10 protein-coding genes are annotated in these 18,404 nt (G+C 64.8%); 9 read left to right on the top strand and 1 reads right to left on the bottom strand.

Translation table 11 applies throughout. The features are described 5' to 3' along the window. On the top strand, positions 1 to 1,173 hold a 1,173-nt coding region (locus DDF70_RS29945; protein WP_162820778.1), incomplete at its 5' end, for a porin. Positions 1,174 to 1,261: 88 nt separating this feature from the next. Beyond that, complete coding sequence (locus tag DDF70_RS39355; protein WP_162820777.1) at positions 1,262 to 1,771, top strand: helix-turn-helix domain-containing protein; 510 nt, start codon at positions 1,262 to 1,264, stop codon at positions 1,769 to 1,771. Positions 1,772 to 2,320: 549 nt separating this feature from the next. Here DDF70_RS39355 and DDF70_RS29935 read toward each other — a convergent pair. Further along, positions 2,321 to 2,476 (bottom strand): hypothetical protein, encoded by a 156-nt coding sequence (locus DDF70_RS29935; protein ID WP_162820776.1) that lies wholly within the window; start codon positions 2,474 to 2,476, stop codon positions 2,321 to 2,323. A gap of 592 nt (positions 2,477 to 3,068) precedes the next feature. On the opposite strand from DDF70_RS29935, the gene DDF70_RS29930 reads away from it, so the two are divergent. From DDF70_RS29930 to DDF70_RS29900, 7 genes are all read left to right on the top strand, one after another. Next, a complete protein-coding gene (locus tag DDF70_RS29930) occupies positions 3,069 to 3,275 on the top strand; it encodes a hypothetical protein (protein WP_114948335.1) in 207 nt (68 codons plus the stop codon). A gap of 707 nt (positions 3,276 to 3,982) precedes the next feature. Continuing rightward, complete coding sequence (locus DDF70_RS29925; RefSeq protein ID WP_114948334.1) at positions 3,983 to 11,422, top strand: peroxidase family protein; 7,440 nt, start codon at positions 3,983 to 3,985, stop codon at positions 11,420 to 11,422. A gap of 89 nt (positions 11,423 to 11,511) precedes the next feature. After that, entirely contained in the window at positions 11,512 to 13,287 is a 1,776-nt protein-coding gene (locus tag DDF70_RS29920; RefSeq protein WP_114948333.1) for a type I secretion system permease/ATPase, read from the top strand. Further along, the gene (locus tag DDF70_RS29915) at positions 13,284 to 16,022 is read left to right on the top strand and encodes a calcium-binding protein (RefSeq protein ID WP_114948332.1); all 2,739 of its coding nucleotides are present in this window, start codon (positions 13,284 to 13,286) and stop codon (positions 16,020 to 16,022) included. Before DDF70_RS29920 ends, DDF70_RS29915 begins: the two co-directional genes overlap by 4 nt. Positions 16,023 to 16,073: 51 nt before the next feature. Continuing rightward, positions 16,074 to 17,381: an HlyD family type I secretion periplasmic adaptor subunit gene (locus DDF70_RS29910; RefSeq protein ID WP_114948331.1), complete on the top strand. Its 1,308-nt coding sequence runs from the start codon at positions 16,074 to 16,076 to the stop codon at positions 17,379 to 17,381. A gap of 56 nt (positions 17,382 to 17,437) precedes the next feature. Further along, positions 17,438 to 17,860, top strand: coding sequence for a DUF6894 family protein (locus tag DDF70_RS29905; RefSeq protein WP_114948330.1), 423 nt, complete (start codon positions 17,438 to 17,440; stop codon positions 17,858 to 17,860). A 77-nt stretch (positions 17,861 to 17,937) separates the two neighbouring features. Then, positions 17,938 to 18,404 (top strand): helix-turn-helix domain-containing protein (locus DDF70_RS29900; protein WP_114946241.1); only part of this gene is annotated, 467 nt, incomplete at its 3' end.

The raw sequence follows: 18,404 nt of genomic DNA, 5'->3' as shown, positions 1-18,404 counted from the left end.
CGCGTCTGCTCCACCTACGGCGCAGGCTTCTTCTACATCCCCGGCACCGAAACCTGCCTCCGCGTCGGCGGCCGTGTTCGCGCCGAATTCCGCTATGTCGAGCCGCAAGATCGTTCGGATGATGCCATCGGCTTCCGTGCTCGTGGCCGCATCCAGCTCGACGCTCGTACCGCCACCGCCTACGGTCTGCTCCGCACCTTCGTGCGCTTCGAGATGACCCGCGATACCGGCGTCTACGGCTTCAGCTCCACGACGGCTAACGTCGACCAGGCCTTCGTGCAGTTCGGCGGCCTCACCGCCGGTCGTACCGTGTCGTTCTACGACAACAGCGACCTGCCCACCGGCCACTTCGGCACGCTCCGCTTCTCGGACGCTCCGACGGTGAACCTGTTCGCCTACACCTTCTCGTTCGGCAACGGCTTCTCGGCCACGATCTCGGCTGAAGAAGGCCGCTTCACCGGCACCAGCATCGGCACGACGCCGGTGTTCCTCGAAGCCGGTCAGACCTATCCTGACCTGGTCGGTAACCTGAAGTACGCCGGCACCTGGGGTACGGCTCAGATCTCCGGTGCTCTGCACCAGCTGCGTAGCGACAACCTGGTTCCCGTTGCTCCCATCCTCGCTCCCGGCGTCTTCGATTATCCGGACAGCGAACTCGGCTGGTCGGTGTCGTTCCAGGGCTCTCTGAACCTGCCGGCTCTCGGCGCTGGCGATGCCGCTTGGCTTGCCGTGTCCTATGCTGACGGCGCTCTCGGCTACCTCGGCTTCGGTTCGTCGGTCACCGTCGGCTCGATCCGCGAGTCGGTTGTCGATGCTTACATCGGCGCGGATGGCGACATCCACACCGGCCAGGGCTGGTCGATCGCTGGTGGTCTGCGTCACTACTGGACCCCGACCATCCGCCAGAACGTGTTCGGTTCGTGGGCTCGCGTCGAGTATGACAACGCTGCCCCGCTCGCCTTCCCGGTTGGCACGATCGGCGTCGGCGCCGAGTTCACCGAGTGGCGCGCTGGCACGAACGTGATCTGGTCGCCGGTGGCTGGCCTGGATCTCGGCGTCGAAGTTCTCTACGCCAACATCGACCCGAAGGGCCCGAATGCGCGTACCGTCAATGGTACCCGCGTCAATGACGACGTGTGGGAAGGCCGTATCCGCGTTCAGCGCGACTTCTAATCGGTCAATCCAGATTGAATAGGAGAACCCCGGTGGCAACACCGGGGTTTTCTTTTGGTCGTACGATATCCAGCAAAAGAGAAGTCCAGTGACAGAGGCAGTCTTTGCTCGAAGAATCTATCACCGGCGCACGGAGATGAGGCTATCGCTGCGAGAGATTGCGCGGCTAACGGGGATTTCGGCGTCCACAATCTCTCGCCTTGAGAATGGACGCCTCTCGCCTACTTTAGACCTCGCGGCGAAGCTCGCAGCGGCACTCAACTTGGATCTGCCAGATGCCCCTATGCTTACGCGCTCAGACTCGGACCAACTCGCTGGTCGTGACGAGAAGACGCCAGCTGAATCTCTGTCTGTAGTTGTCTACCGAAAGATCGGGCACACGGTTCTAAGGGCTGGCATCCGCCGCGACCTAAGCAGGATTGCTGCACGCAACGCGTATGAAATAGCCATTCTTCTAAGAGGCACGCTTCAGCTCCGCACGAATGATGGATTCAGAGAGAACCTGAAACCTGGAGCAACGATAAATTGTAAGCTCATTGCCAACCGCACGTATTTCGCTGTGCCTGCCGAGGAGTCTGAGTTGCTTTGGGTTGGCTGAACTGCATCGGACGAATTGAGAAGCCATTGAAGAGCATCGTCACTCATGTCCCAAAGCGGTGCCAAAGTCTCTCCAAGCATTATCCCCTCAGACAAACTGAGACTAAAGGCTATTTTCGACGACTGCATGGCCGCCCTGCGGCTCGGCGGTTTGGGCCTGAAATCTGGGCGAGCTCTTGATGCGGTCCCTTGCAAAAGTATGCCAGATTTCCTGTCATAGCGACGCTCAAGGAACTCAAAATCAAGTAAATTGTAGTTCTTGTGATGCTGCCGCTCAGACAGCTTCGCGCTGACTTCTGGCTCCTTTAGCTCGACCCTGTCCCAGAACTCTTCCCGCTCAGAGCGATGCCGTCCGCTCTACCATGCCGTCCAGATGCGGTGACCGGGGCGGGACCGGTCCAAACTTGATCGCCGAGTCCATCAGCCACAGCCCGACAGCTTTGGCGAATCACGCGCGTCCGCAGTCAAATTAGATGCGATGGATTGAGAATGGCATCTCCTCGATGAGGCGATCCAGAAAGTCGAGGGTGCTGGTGCCCGTGATGCGGCTTTAGGCGCCGAGCGCCTTGTAGCGAGTGCGATGAGCCATCGTGGTGTACTCGTAGACGCCGCCTGATCTTGCTGAGGTCGATCTGAATGCGATCCCCAGAATCGGGCTGATGTAGCGGCGTGTTCCCTTGCGCCGCCGGCGCGACCGCTTCAACATCGGTGTATTGTTGCGGGCGTGTGTCCGTTGCAGGGTGTCGAGCGATAGCATCAGGCCGTGCTGCCGTCTCAACTCAATGCGCAGTTGTTTGACTCAAAGTCCCCGCTTTCGGCAGAGCGACAGGACGAACGCTTCTTGGCCGCCAGATGATCATGGAGTCAGTTGTGACCGGTTAGACCAGTGTCGCAATCCGCCCGAGAACGGCGCCCCATTCGCGCAGGGTGGGGCGAGAGATACCGTCGCGGAGGCACACCGATACAGTATCGCCGGTGCTGGCCGATCGCCTGACGGAGTTCGGGGTCTTGGGGGCCGTCAGCGACGCGACTGTGCGGCGGGCACTCGGAAAGCGCGCTGAAGCCTTGACGTCACTCACAGCGGTGGATTGCATCGGGCGGAGCCGTGGTTACCTGGCGCATGGAGGAGGCGCTCAACCTGTATGCCGAACCCTACGCCGCCGATCGGTTGGTCTCTGCCTTGACGAATTGCCCTTCCATCTCCTCGCCGGCAACCCGGCGCCCCTACCAGCGGCTCCCGGACGGGTGGTCCCGGGATGGACCATGGGTAGCCGCGGCAGGGCACAGCCAACCTATTCGTGTCCTTTGAGCCGCTGACCGGCTGGCGCCATCTCGATCTAACGGCACGCCAGACCGATCAGAATGTTGCCGAGCAGACGCGAGCACTCGTCGACGAGCGCTATCCTGAGGTGCCGGCGATTGCGCTGGTGCTGGACAACTGCGCACTCAATCGCCTGCCGCTCTGTAACAAACCTTTCTGCCAGAGGAGACACGCCGCCTCGTGAAGCGGCTAGAGTTTCACTACACCCCAAACACGGCAGTTGGCTCAACATGGCCGAACTGGATTTTGCAATCCTCGGCCTCAATGTTTGGGCCGGGGGGCGTCGGGGGCGTCTTCCTGATCGAACGGTGCTCCTACGCGAGATCATGGCTTGGGAAGCCGAGCGCAATTGCATCAGAGTCAAGGCGCATTGCCATTTCACCATCAGCCAGGCTCGCGCCTAACTCCGGAGGCACCGCCCTGCATGAACCTGTGGCCAAAGACGAGCTATTCAGTCCTATGGAGTGCATCTGCCCGAAGGCGGGGCTCTCGGTGGCATTTCCAAGTCACAAGCTTGCACGCCGCCGCTCACCGAACGCGGCATCGCAACACCTTCTGTGCCCCGACGATGCTATGGCCGGCCCATCGGACCCAGTGCGTCCCCGTCACGGCGTTGACACCGGCATTTCATGGAGATTCCTAGGCCGCTCGGCGGCCTGCTGACGTCAGAGAGCGATTGCCTCTTGGGAAACTGGGCTTTGGTCTAGGAGCCATCCAGACCAGAGGCTGGGTGGCAGCCTCGACCGATGGTTAACAAATCGTTGCACCTCCATCCGATGCGGGCCGGACCTCCCTCGGCCAAGATTGTTTCCGGAATTGCAGGCTGACGGGCGATTCAGCCCCGGTCGGGACAATGCGCGCAAGAGGCCAAGCCTCAGAGGGAGAGATATCATGGTACATCTGGTCAAGCACGACCTCGAATTCATCCTGAAACAGGTCAAGGTGGCGGAGGAAAACTCCGTGGCCCATTCCGGCAGCGCCGCGAAGCCGCTTACTGACCTGATCAGCCACCACCTGCTGCCCTACGGCCTGCGCACGGTCAACGGCAGCTACAACAACCTGATCCCCGGCCACGAGTGGAGCGGCGCCGCCGACCAGATCATGCCGCGCCTGACTGACCCGTACTACGTCGAGGGCGAAGCGATGCCTGCCGGGCTGCACGGCCCCAATTCCCCCGCCGGCACGACGCCGACCCACTACGGGAACAAGGGCACCGTGTATGATTCCGATCCGCGCGTGATCTCGAACCTGATCTCGGACCAGACCATCGGCAACCCGGCGACGATCATCTCGGCGCTCACCAACCTCGGGCACGCTGATCCCTACAAGGTCCTCGCCACGGGCACGAACATGGCGGTCTACCAGGCCGCCGTCAGCGCCTACAAGGCCTGCGAGGCGGCCGAGAAGGCCCTCGTCAACGCAACCGCCAACGTCACCGCCAAGCAGATGGCACTGGCCCGCCTTCCCCAGGTTGCGACCGAGGAACAGAGGCAGGCCGCGCTGGATGCCCTTGACGTGGCAAACGCTGCGAAGACCCTTGCCCAGGAGGCTGTCGGCCCGGCCACGGAGGCTAAGGACGCCGCTTACACGGCCATGCAGGAAGCCCTCGGCATCGAGATGGAGGGCGACACGGTGGTGATCCCGAACGTCTCGGCCGACCTCGGCGACACGGCCCCCTTCAACGGCTTTTTCACCCTATTCGGCCAGTTCTTCGACCATGGCCTCGATCTCGTCAGCAAGGGCGGGAATGGTGCCGGCACCGTCTTCATCCCGCTCCAGCCCGACGATCCGCTCTACGTTCCCGGCAGCCCGACCAACTTCATGGTCGTGACCCGCGCGACGCCGATCATGGGCGCTGGCCAGGACGGGCAGATGGGCACGTCCGACGATGTCCTCTTCGGCCACCGCAACGAGACCACGCCGTGGATCGACCTCAACCAGGTCTACACCTCCAACCCGTCGCACCAGGTCTTCCTGCGCGAGTACGCGCTGGTCGACGGCAAGCCCGTCGCGACCGGACGCATGCTCGAGGGCGCGAACGGCGGCCCGGCCACCTGGGCCGACGTCAAGCAGCAGGCGGCCGAGAAGCTCGGCATCATCCTGACCGATGCCGACATCCTGCGTGTCCCCGCCCTGCTAACCGACCTGTACGGCGAGTTCGTGCGGGGCACCAACGGCTTCCCGCAGCTCGTGACCGCCAACGGCGCCGTGGAGGGCAACCCCGAAGCACCTGTGGCGGCCTCGCAGGCGGTCTCGGCCGGCCGTGCCTTCCTGAACGACATCGCACATACCGCCGCGCCGGTCCTCCGCGACCATGACGGTGACGCGACCACGCCCCCCGTGCTGATGCCTGATGCCGACGATGTCGCCAACGGCGGCCCGATCCCGACGGACAACCGCGGCAACAATCTCTTCTACGACAACGAGCTGCTCGACAAGCACGTGATCGTCGGTGACGGACGCGGCAACGAGAACATCGGCCTGACCTCGATTCATCACGTGTTCCACCACGAGCACAACCGCATGATCGAGGAGACGAAGAAGATCGCGCTCGAGTCCAGCGACCTGACGTTCCTGAACGAGTGGCTTGCCGTCGACGTGACGGCCATGCCGACAGCGCAGGACGAGATCGACAACCTGGTCTGGGACGGCGAGCGCCTGTTCCAGGCAGCCCGCTTCTCGACCGAGATGGTCTACCAGCACCTCGTGTTCGAGGAGTTCGCCCGCGCCATCGCGCCGGACGTGGACCCGTTCGTGTTCTCCAACACCACCGTGGTCGACGGCGCCATCGTGGCCGAGTTCGCCCACGTGGTCTACCGCTTCGGCCACTCGATGCTGACCGACAGCATCGACCTGATCTCGATGAACCCGGACGGCACGGCGTCCGAGAGCGAGATGGGCCTGATCGAGGCCTTTCTCAACCCCGTTGCCTTCGCCGGAGCCGGAGTTGATGCCGAGGATGCGGCCGGCGCCATCCTGCGTGGCATGACCCGCCAGGTCGGCAACGAGATTGACGAGCACCTGACGGATGCCCTTCGCAACAATCTTGTCGGCCTGCCGCTCGACCTCGGCGCGACCAACATCGCCCGTGCCCGTGAGACCGGCGTGCCTTCACTCAACGAGGCCCGGCGCCAGTTCTACGCCGACACCCATGACAGCCGCGTCAAGCCTTACGAGAGCTGGCACGACTTCGCGCTCTCGCTCAAGAACCCGGCCTCGCTGATCAACTTCATTGCGGCCTACGGCACGCACGCCTCAATCAAGGCCGCGAACACCGTCGAGGACAAGCGCGATGCGGCCATGAAGCTGATCTTCGGCGACAACTCGCTTTCGGATGCCGACTCCGCCGCCTTCGAGGCCGACCGCATGGCGTTCCTGCACGGCCAGGGCCAGTACGGCGACACCGCCACGGGGAAGCTCGGGGGCCTCAACGACGTCGACTTCTGGATCGGCGGCCTGGCCGAGAAGAAGATGACCTTCGGTTCGATGCTGGGCTCCTCGTTCACCTACGTGTTCGAGTTCCAGATGGAGAACCTCCAGGCTGGTGACCGGTTCTACTACCTGAGCCGTGCTCAGGGTCTGAACCTCCTCAACGAGCTCGAGGCCGACTCCTTCGCGCAGCTCATCATGCGCAACACCAGCCTCGGCGACGGCAACTCCACGCACGTCAACGGCGCCGCCTTCCAGACGGCCGACCACATCCTCGAGATGGACCGGACCAAGCAGATCGGGGCCGACCCGACCCACTCGAACCCGATCCTCCAGGCGATCAGCCCGATGGTGATCCGCAAGGATGTCGACGGCGACGGGAATGACGACTACCTGCGCTACACGGGCAGCAACCACGTCGTGCTCGGCGGGACGAACAGGGGCGAGACCCTGATCGGCGGCGAGGGTGACGACACCCTGTGGGGCGACGGCGGCAATGACAGTCTCGAGGGCGGCTACGGCGTCGACCACCTCCACGGCGGCGACGGTGACGACATCATCACCGACAGCGGCACCGACATCGGCGCGGCCGACGTGATCCACGGCGACGCGGGCAACGACGTCATCAACCCCGGCAGCGGCCTCGACCTCGTGTTCGGCGGCAGCGGCCAGGACTTCGTCTATGGCGGCACCGAGGCCAAGGACGTGACGGGCGGCCTCGGCAACGACTTTGTCCGCGGCGGCACCGGCGTCAACTTCATCAAGGGCAACGAGGGTGACGACTGGCTCGAAGGTGGCGACAGCTTCGATACGCTTGCGGGCGAGAACTCGGAGCTGTTCTTCAACTCGACCATCATCGGCCACGACGTCCTGAACGGGCGCGGGAACGACAACGACTACGACGCCGAGTCCGGCGACGACATCATGTTCCAGAACGAGGGTATCGAGCGCAACAACGGCATGGCCGGGTTCGACTGGGCGATCCACAAGGGTCACAACCAGGCTGCCGACTCGGACATGACGGTCACGATCTTCCAGAACCAGCAGAACAACATCCTGCGGGACCGCTTCGACCTGGTGGAAGGCCTGTCGGGCTGGAAGTACAATGACAAGCTGACCGGCCGCGAGGTCGTCATGGGCGCCTTCGACGCCAACGGCAATGCGACCCAGGTCGAGCCGGGCGCGCCACTCGAGTCCTACTCCAACGCGCTACTGGAGAAGAACCTCCACCTGATCGACGGCCTCGCCGATCTCGTAGCGCATCTCCAGCGGTTCACGGTCACCGGGGCCGATGGCAAGACCGAGACGGTCGTGATGCAGACAGGAGATGGATCCGGTAACGCCTCTGACATCCTGCTCGGCGGCGGCGGCAGCGACACGATCCAGGGCAATGCCGGCGACGACATCATCGACGGCGACAAGTGGCTCAACGTCCGCATCCGCATCACGGTCGAGAACCCTGCTGGCGGTACCACGATCTATACCGCCGATGGGCTGGACTCGAAGATCTACCGGGAGGTGGATTACGTGAACGGAGAGGTCGTCGGCGGCGCTGTGGCGCAGTTCGGTGGCAGGACCCTTCAGCAGACGATGTTCGACCGGACGCTCAACCCGGGCCAGCTCTCGATCGTACGTGAGATCGTCGACGGTGGGCAGGACAGCGATGTGGACGTGGCCGTCTACACGGACGTGATGGCCAATTACACCGTCACCCGCAACGAGGACGGCAGCATCACGGTCGAGCACAACGTGGACCAGGGAACCGACGTTCCCGTACCCGGTGAGGTGGGGGTGAGGTCTGACGGAACCGACCGCCTGACTAACATCGAAGTGATCCGCTTCTCCGACGGCGAGATCCGGTTCCAGAAGCCCGAGCTGTCGCTGCACGCCTTCGACAGCGGCCAGTACCTCGATCAGTTCGGCCAAGCTGCCTACACGAACTCCAACGGCGTGACGCCGTGGACTTCGGCTTGGCAGGAGGCGAGCGACCCCACCACGAACCCGGCCACGACCGGTGCCATCCGCATCACCAACGGCGCGCTGCAACTTGGCGAGAACGGCGGCGACGGCGCATCGATCCAGCGCAGCCTGAATCTCGACGGGGCCACAGCCGCGCGGCTGAGCTATTCGGTGTCGCAGAACATCCTGAACCGCCTTGATGCAGGCGAGCAGGTCCGGGTCATGTTCTCGACCGATGGTCTCACCTTCACTCAGGTGGACACCATCACCGGGACCACGGCAGATGGTAATCGCTTCATCGACCTGGCAGGACCGTTCGGCCCGAACGCGGCCATACGGTTCGAGACGACGGCCCTCAACTGGAACGGTCTCTTCTCCGAGTACGTCCGGGTCGACAACGTCTCCGTCGCGTTCACCAAGCCCGCAGCAACCCCGTCGGTGCACTACGCCACGACCTACACCGAGGGCAGCCCGGCGGTCGCGATCGCGAACCTTCCGGGGATCGTGGACAACGATGCCCAGCTCGCCTCGGCCAGGATCGTGCTCACCAACAAAAAGGACGGGGACGCGCTGGTGGTCGGGACGTTGCCGGCGGGGATCACGGCTGCGGTCAACACCTCGGTGGTGGGACAGATCACCGTGACCCTGACGGGCGCGGCCTCTCTGGCGGCCTACCAGGCGGCGATCCAGGCCGTGACGTTCCAGAACACGTCGAACCAGCCCAGCACAGAGGCCCGCGTGATCCAGGTGACCGTCAACGACGGCTTCCTGGACAGCAACACGGCGGTCACCACGGTCAACGTGGTCTCGGTAAACGACGCCCCGTCGGCGGAAAACGACACCGTCATCACGAACGTCGCGGCCGGGTCACCGTTCCTGGTTCCGGAATGGGCCCTGCTGGCCAACGACAGCGATCCGGAAGGCGCCGCCCTCCGCATCACGAATGCCAGCATCGTGAGTGGCAGCCTCACTGCCGTCTCGCTGACGCAGAACCCGAGATCCGTGACGGTGACCGATAATACCACGGCAAACGGCACCTTCTCCTATACGGTGAACGACGGCTCCGGCGCTGCGAACGCCACCGACACGGCGACGGTCACGGTGAACCGAGTCACCTCGACGGCCCTCAACGGCACCACGGCGGCCAACATCATGATCGGCAACGACTTGGCCAACACCATCGACGCTGGCCAGGGTAACGACACGGTCTTCGGAGGAGGCGGCAACGACACCATCGTCTGGAACGTCGACACCAACTTCTTCGGCAACGAGACCGGCAATGACGGAAGGGACTTCGTGGACGGCGGCGCCGGCACCCTTGACCGCTTCGTGGTGAACGGCGGGCCAAACGCCGAAACGTTCACGGTCTATGCCAGGGCGGAGGCCATCGCGGCCGGCTTCACCGACCTCAAGGCGGACACGGAAATCGTGATCACGCGGCGGGTCGGCAACACCACCTCGGTCATCGCCGAACTCGACAACATCGAGGAGATCACGATCAACACCGGGCCGGGGAACGACACGGTGCGGACCGTGGGCGACTTCAGCCCGACAAGCCTCAACTTCAACACCATCACCATCAACGGAACCGGAGGGGACGACACCGTCGACATCACCTCGCTGCAATCGGCGCACCGGATCTACTTCCGGTCCAACGGCGGCAACGACACCATCGTGGGCACCTTGCGCCCGCAGGACGTAGTCGAGCTGCCGAACGGCGCGGTGCCCGGGGACTACGAGGTCACGACCGACGACAACGGCGTGACCACGATGACCAGGGACGGCCACAAGCTGACCTTCGTCTGCGAGGACGGCCTGCCGCAGTTCGGGTCCGATGACGAGGAGGAAACCCCTCCCGGCAACGGTGGAGACACCGGATCCAATGACGACGAGGAGGAGGTCGAGAATCCAGGCGACGACAACGGCTCGGGCGACGATGACGACGGCTCCTGCGGTCATGACGACGACGAGGATGCCGGATCGGGCGACGATGGGGGCGTGACCCCGCCTCCGATGACGCAACCTGGTCCTACCGTCGGCGCTCCGATCGCTGGAACGAACGGCACCGAGGTGCTGGTCGGCACTGCGGCGGGAGAGACGATCATGGCCCTCGACGGCAACGACAACGTCGTCGCCGGCGCCGGCAACGACATCGTCAACGGTGGTAACGGCAACGACTTCCTGAGCGGCGAAGCCGGGCGGGACGTCATGTTCGGCGGCGACGGCGACGACAACATGCTCGGCGGTGCCGATGCCGACATGCTGTACGGCGATGCGGGCAACGACCGCATCTTCGGTGACGACGGCAACGACATGATCGATGCCGGAGCGGGCAACGACACCGTCTACGGCGGGGCCGGAAACGACCTCATCGTGGCCTCGGCAGGCGACGGCAATGACGTCTACTACGGCGACGACATGACGGGCGGCACCGGGACCGACACGCTGGACATGTCGGCGATCACCGCCAACATCACGGCCAACCTCGGCGGCAACGGTGCCAGCTACGGCACGGTGACAAGCAGCCAGTCCGGGACCGATACGATCTGGGGCATCGAGAACATCGTGACCGGATCGGGCAATGACGTGATCACGGCGAGCCGCGCTGTGAACGTGATCGACGGCGGTGCGGGCAACGATGTCTTCCGCTTCCTCTCGGCGGAGGATGCCAACGGCGACACGATCCTCGGCTTCCAGCCGGGCGACCGGATCGACCTCTCGGCGATCGATGCCAATGGCGGCGCGGCCGGCAAGCAGGCCTTCACGCTGGCGAATGGCTCGTCCTTCACCGGACCTGCCCAGCTCGTGATCTCCCACGAGACCCGCGCCGACGGCGACTACACGGTCGTCAGCGGCAACACCACCGGACCCGACGCGGCCGAGTTCAAGATCAGCCTCAAGGGCAACCACGACCTCAAGGCATCCGACTTCGTCCTCTCCTAAGCCCCCATGGGAGGGACGACGACTGGCGGGCCATCCGTGGCCCGCCAGTCACCCCCATCAACGACAAGACCACCAGCAGGAACGGACCAATGCGCGGGACCAGCTTCACCTCGGCCCAGAAGCGGAAGGCAGCGGAAAAGCTGACCCAGGGGCTTCGGGGAATCTTCCTCTTCCTCTTCTCGGTGTCCGGCATCATCAACGTGCTCGCGTTGACCGGCTCCTTCTACATGCTCCAGATCTACGACCGGGCACTGGGCAGCGGCAGCATCCCGACACTTGTCGCCCTGTCGGTGCTGGCCGTCGGCCTGTACCTGTTCCAGGGCCTGTTCGACGTGATCCGCTCCCAGGTGCTCGTCCGGGTCGGCGCACGGCTCGACAAGCGCATCGCTCCCCTGGCGCACCAAGTCGCCATCGACATGCCCCGCTTCGGTTTCTCGACCTCCGAGGCGCTCGAGCGCGGCCGTGACGTCGACACCGTGCGCGGCTTCCTCAGCGGGCAGGGCCCGACGGCCCTCTTCGACCTGCCGTGGATGCCGCTCTACCTCGCGTTCGTCTACTTCCTGCACCCGCTGCTCGGCGCCCTCGTGCTCGGCGGCGCGGTCATCCTGACGATGCTGACCATCGCCACCGAGATCATGACCCGGCGGCTGGCGGGTTCGACGCATCAGGCGGCGATCGAGCGCAACGCCATCGCCGACTCGAACGCCCGCAACGCCGAGATCCTCAAGGCCATGGGCATGGCCAAGCGGGCGGTTGCCCGGTTCGACAAGGCCAACGCCGAGCACCTCAGCCTCCAGACGAAGACCAGCGACATCAGCGGCACGTTCGGCGCCATCTCCAAGGTGCTGCGCATGATCCTGCAATCGGCGACGCTTGGCCTCGGCGCGTACCTGACGATCCAGGGTGAACTGTCCTCGGGCGCGATCATCGCCTGCTCGGTGGCCTCCGCCCGCGCCTTGGCTCCGGTGGACCAGGCCATCGGCAACTGGAAGGGCGTGGTCGCCGCCCGCACGGCCTTCCAGCGCCTCAAGGAGACCGTGATCGCGCTCGCCGACATGGAGCAGCCGCTAGCGCTCCCCGCACCGAAGGCTTCCCTCCAGGTCGAGCGCATCACGGTGGCCGCCCCCGACTCTGGCCGCGTCCTGCTCAGTGACCTGGAGTTCCAGGTTCAGGCCGGGCAGGCGCTCGGCATCATCGGCCCGAGCGGCGGCGGCAAGACGACCCTCGTTCGTGCCCTGACGGGCATCTGGCCTGTCCTTCGAGGCAGCGTCCGTCTCGATGGGGCCGAACTCACCCAATGGAAGGAAGAGGACCTCGGCCGCCACGTCGGCTACCTGCCGCAGGACGTGTCGCTGCTCGACGGCACCGTGGCCGAGAACATCTCGCGCTTCGATGCGGAGAACGACTCCCGCGCCATCGTGGCGGCGGCGCAGGCCGCGGGCATCCACGAGATGATCGTGCGCCTGCCTGACGGCTACCGCACCAAGCTCGGCGCCCAGGGCGCGGCGCTCTCGGCCGGACAGCGCCAGCGCATCGGCCTGGCCCGCGCGCTCTACAAGGATCCGTTCCTCGTGGTCATGGACGAACCTAACTCGAACCTCGACGGCGGCGGCGAGGCCGCCCTGACCGAGGCGATCAAGACCGTCCGTGCGCGGAACGGTGTCGCCCTCGTCATCGCGCACCGTCCGAGCGCCCTCGTCGCCGTCGATCTCGTGGCAGTCATCCAGAACGGGCGCATGACAGCCTTCGGGCCGAAGGACGAGATCATCGGCACCCGCGGTGCGATGCCTACCCCGATGTCCGCTCCGGTCACCAGGACGGCGACAACCGCATCGGCACCTCTAACCGCGAGGGCTATGGCATGATCATCGACGTCAAGGGAACGAAGGGTGGCGGGCAACCCAGCGAGGCCGAATCCCGCCAGCGCTACGAGCTGAAGGCGGCCAAGGCCTCGAAGATGCCGCTGGCCTTTGGCGCGCTGATCCTCGGCCTTGCCGCCTACCTGAAGAGCGCCATGCCGACATGGGGCCGTCTTCCGGACGAGGGCGAGGCACCCCTCCGTCCGGAGGACAGTGGCAAGCCGCACCTCAAGCTCGTCGATGCCGGGATGCTGTCCGTTCCGCTGGAGCTGCTGGAGCAGGGCGATGCCCAGCCGGAGGAACAGCCGCAGCGGATCAGGTCCAGCTCGCTCCACGATTGGCGCCTGCCCTCTGCCGAGTTCATGATGGTCGACTCGCCTCCGCTCCTCTTCACAGTGCCGTCCCTCCAGCGGTCTGACGTGAGCCGACATGCGCGGTTCGAGGGGGCAATCTTCGCCTCCAACGACAACCTTGCTCCGGTGACAGGTTCCCGCCCTGGGGGAGGCATGGGCGGATTCTCGAAGCCAAGGGGCGCTGCCGCTGCGGACAACCCGCGCGGGGACGACAGGGACGACAAGGGCGAGGATGACAAGCCCAGGCACTCGGACCCGATCCCGAAACCGGTGGAGGACGAGGATGATCCGCGCCCCGCAGCCAACCGAGCGCCGCGGGTCAACGGCCCCGTCTATCTCCGTGACGTGGCCGGCTGCGCGACCGTCCTCATCAGCCTGTCGGACCTGCTGGCGCACGCCTCGGACGAGGACGGGGACATGCTGTCGATCAGGAACGCGAAGGTGTCGTCCGGTACCATCTCCTGGACCGCGAACGGTTGGCTCTACGACCCGAACGGACTTGGCCCCGTCACGGTCACGTACGAGATCACGGACGGCAAGGCCACGATCATCCAACACGCGTACTTCTCCGTCGTCAGGAACTCCATCGTCGGCACGGACGGCGATGACATGCTGCTCGGCAGCGCGTGCGCGGACGAGATCATGGGAAAGGGCGGCAACGACATCATCGACGGACGCGCCGGGGACGACCTGATCGACGGCGGTGCGGGCGATGACCACATCATGGGAGGAGCCGGCAACGACATCCTGCGCGGCGGGGACGGCAACGACATCATCTTCGGCGGCGCAGGCAACGACCAGATCTCGGGCGGCGCGGGAGACGACCGCCTGTTCGGCGACGACGGCGACGACACCGTCTTCGGCGACGGTGGCGACGACCAGATCAACGGCGGCAACGGGAACGACATTCTGTTCGGCGGCAACGGCAACGACCTGGTCAACGGCGATGCCGGGGACGACAGGATCGAGGGGAATGCCGGCCATGACGTTCTCGATGGTGGGGACGGCAATGACGTGGTTTCCGGAGGTGACGGCAACGACGAAATCGAGGGCGGGAAGGGTGCAGACCTCCTCCTCGATGGCGCGGGGCGGGATACCGTGTCCGGCGGAGAGGGAGACGATCATGTCCTCGTTGCCCTCGACGGGGACCATGACATCTACGACGGCGCCGCCGGGATCGACACGCTCGACCTGACGGGAACCGAACGCGGAGTGGAGGTCGACCTCGCCGAAGGAACCGCAGAGGGCTGCGAGATCGGCGACAACGGGGTCAGCGGTTTCGAGATCGTGAGGGGTGGCTCCGGTGCGGACTCGATCTTCGGCTCTGCGGGCGACGAGACCCTCTCGGGCGGGGCCGGAGACGACCGGATCGATGGACGCGGCGGCAATGACGTGGTGGATGGCGGCGCGGGCAACGACACGCTTCACGACGGCTGCGGTCAGGACACGGTGTTGGGCGGGGAAGGCAACGACCGGATCGTCGTGGCTTCCGATGGCGACAGTGATCGCTACGATGGCGGCACCGGGACCGACACGCTCGACCTGTCGCAGACCGGGGGCGGCGTTAGCGTCGATCTCTCGCAGGGAACCGCCAACGGTTCCGAGATCGGAAACAACGTCGTCGCCGACTTCGAGGTCGTCAGCGGCGGATCGGGCAACGACACGATCGCTGGATCCGGCGGCAACGAGACCCTTTCCGGCGGAGCCGGGGACGATCGGATCGACGGCCGAGCCGGAGACGACTTCCTGGAAAGCGAGGCCGGCAACGACATCATCACGGACGGTGCCGGGCGGGATACCGCCTCGGGTGGTGCCGGAAACGATCTCATCCGCGCGGAGGCGGACGGGGACGATGACGTCTACGACGGCGGGGAAGACTGCGACACGCTGGACTACTCGTCCTCGGAAGAGGGGATCACGGTCGACTTCACCAACGGAACGGCAAGCGGCTGCGACATCGGGAACGACACCATCAGCGGCTTCGAGACCGTGGTCGGCGGCTCGGGTGACGACCACTTCATCGTCGGGCGGCAGCCCGTGGTGCTCAAGGGCGGGGATGGAGACGACCTGTTCGAGTTCACCCCACCGCCTCCGGCGAGCGCACCCGCTCCAGTGCTCCACGAGATCGTCGACTTCAAGGCGGGAGACCGCATCAAGATGTCCAAGTACGACATCTTCGAGAAGGTCTTCGACAAGCTCGAGGACCAGTTCGAGAGCATCTACGGCGACAAGGTCGACGATGACGACGCGCGGATCCGCTTCCGCCACGAGCGGTCGGAGAGCATCGACCGCACCGTGATCGAGGCCGACCTCGACTGCGACGACATCTACGAGACCACGATCCATCTCGACGGCAACAGGGCCATCGTCATCGTCGAGCACGCATAACAACCAGGACAACGACCGCAGGCTCAAGCCGCGGCATAGAGGAGACAGGAAATGAGCAATCGCGCAGGGAAGGATAACGACGACTTCCGCCTCGGAAGCCGGGTCACGGCAGGATTCGCTCTGGGAGCGCTCCTGGTGGTGGGCTGCGGCGGCTGGGCCGCGGTCGCCCAGATCAACGGCTCGGTGATCGCCCACGGGATGATCAAGGTCGACCAGAACCTGAAGGTGATCCAGCACCGCGACGGCGGCATCGTGAGCCAGATCGCCGTGCGTGAGGGCGACTTCGTCAAGGCTGGGCAGGTCCTGCTGCGCCTCGATGACGTGCAGACCAGGGCCGAACTCTCGATCGTGCGCTCGCAGCTCTCCGAACTCGTGGCCCGCAAGATCAGGCTGATCGCGGAGCGTGATGGCAACAGCGAAATTGTTATTCCGCTCATTGACCTGGTCCCAGTCACGCTGTCGGATCTCGTCACCTACGGTGAAATCCGGCTGTTCGAAGGCAATCGCGTCCACCGGGATAGCCAGAAGGAGCAGCTCCGGTCCGAGATCGTCCAGCTCGAGCAGGAGGTGAAGGGACTCCACGCCCAGCAGACCGCGAAGAACTACGAGCTGACCTTGGTGCGTACCGAGCACGACAAACTCAAGGGACTGGCCGACAAGGGGCTGATCGAGGGATCCCGCATGTATGCCATCAACCGCGACCTCACCAAGCTGACGGGCGAGGCTGGGGAAATCGATGCAAGCATCGCCCGTTGCCGCGCTCGCATGAGCAGCATCAGGTTGCAAATCATCTCCATCGACGAGAACGCCCGAACCGAAGCCCAGCGTGAGCTGAGCGCGGTCGTGACGAAGATCTCCGAACTCAACGACCGCCGCATCGCGCTCGAGGATCGGCTCGCCCGGACGGACATCCGCGCGCCCATGACTGGGGTCGTCAACGAGCTGTCGGTGCATACCGTCGGCGGCGTCATCACGCCAGCCGAGACGTTGGCGACCATCGTGCCGGAGAATGCAACGCTCAAGATCGAGGCCAAGCTGTCCCCGGTGGACGTGGATCAGGTGTTCGTGGGTCAGCCGGCGAAGCTGCGCTTCTCCGCGTTCAACCAGCGCACGACGCCGGAGCTAAAGGGTGAGATCACCTACGTCTCGGCAGCGACGACCCGCGATCCCGCGACGAACACCAACCACTATCTGGCCGATGTCCGGATCAGCGCCAGCGAGTTCGAGAAGCTGGCCGGGTTACCGCTCAAGCCGGGCATGCCTGTCGAGGTGTTTGTGGCGACGCAGGACCGGACCGCGATCTCGTACCTGTCGAAGCCGTTTGTCGACCAGTTCGCTAAGGCTTTCCGGGAAGAGTGAGGGTGGCCATGAAACGAACCAGACGGCCGCTGCCCGCGGAAATGGAACCTGGGCCTATGTCTAGGCCCCTGACGCCTCAGCACTCGTCGGCTACGAACGAGCCGCACAGTCCCGGCCGGTCACTCGGTGCATTGGCATCGCTTCCCGAACGGGCCGGGCAGGCTCCGGCTCCGGGAGATGCGGTCAGGAAGCTCGCAGGTTTGGATGGACTGTTCGACGCGGGTGGTCAAATACGCTGCTTCTTCCACCTCGTGAAGGGCACAGTCGTTCTGACTGACGATGTCGGCGTCGACGCCGCCGATACCGAGACCGCAATCGCCGAGATCCTCAGGGCCCTTGTGGATTTGCGGAAAAGCGATGCAGACGCGGAAGTTCATTGGGAGGGTTGGAGCCTCGAGATCGTCGATCCTACGGGATATGTGCTGAGCACGATCAGCCTCGATGAGTTGGGAGAGGTTATGGACCTCCCGCGGCAGTAACAGCAGTACGCCTAGTGGGTCGTCTGCCGTCGGATATGGTATAGTGGCATGGTGATCCTCGTGTTGCGAGGTGCCCCATGTCGCGCCACCAGAAAGATCCACTACGCCCGCTCACCGTAGACGAGCGCAAAGAACTCACCCGCCTGAGCCGCTCCCAGAGTACTCCTGCCGCTGAAGTCGACCGTGCCCGTGCCCTGCTGGCGATTGCCGAAGGCGCCAGCTACACCGCCGCCGCCCATCTCGTCGGGCGCGGCCACAACGAGACCATCTCGGCCTGGGTCAGTCGCTTCAACCGCGAGGGCCTGGCCGCCGTGCGCCCGCACCACGGTGGCGGGCCACGGATCCGCTATGGGGCTCACGCGCAGCAGCGCATCCTGGCCGAATGGGCGCGAGCGCCGCAGCGCGAGCAGGACGGCACCGCGACCTGGTCGCTGAGCCTGCTGCAGAAGGCCTTGCGCCAAGCCCCGGACGGCCTGCCGCAGGTGAGCCGGTTCACCATCGCGCGCACCCTGCACGAGGCGGGCCTGAGCTGGCAGAAGAGCCG

This window comes from Microvirga calopogonii (genome assembly GCF_003347665.1).
In the GTDB taxonomy this organism is placed as follows: domain Bacteria; phylum Pseudomonadota; class Alphaproteobacteria; order Rhizobiales; family Beijerinckiaceae; genus Microvirga; species Microvirga calopogonii.
The sequence above is the reverse complement of the archived record's forward strand: the minus strand, read 5'-3'. Positions and strand labels throughout refer to the sequence as shown.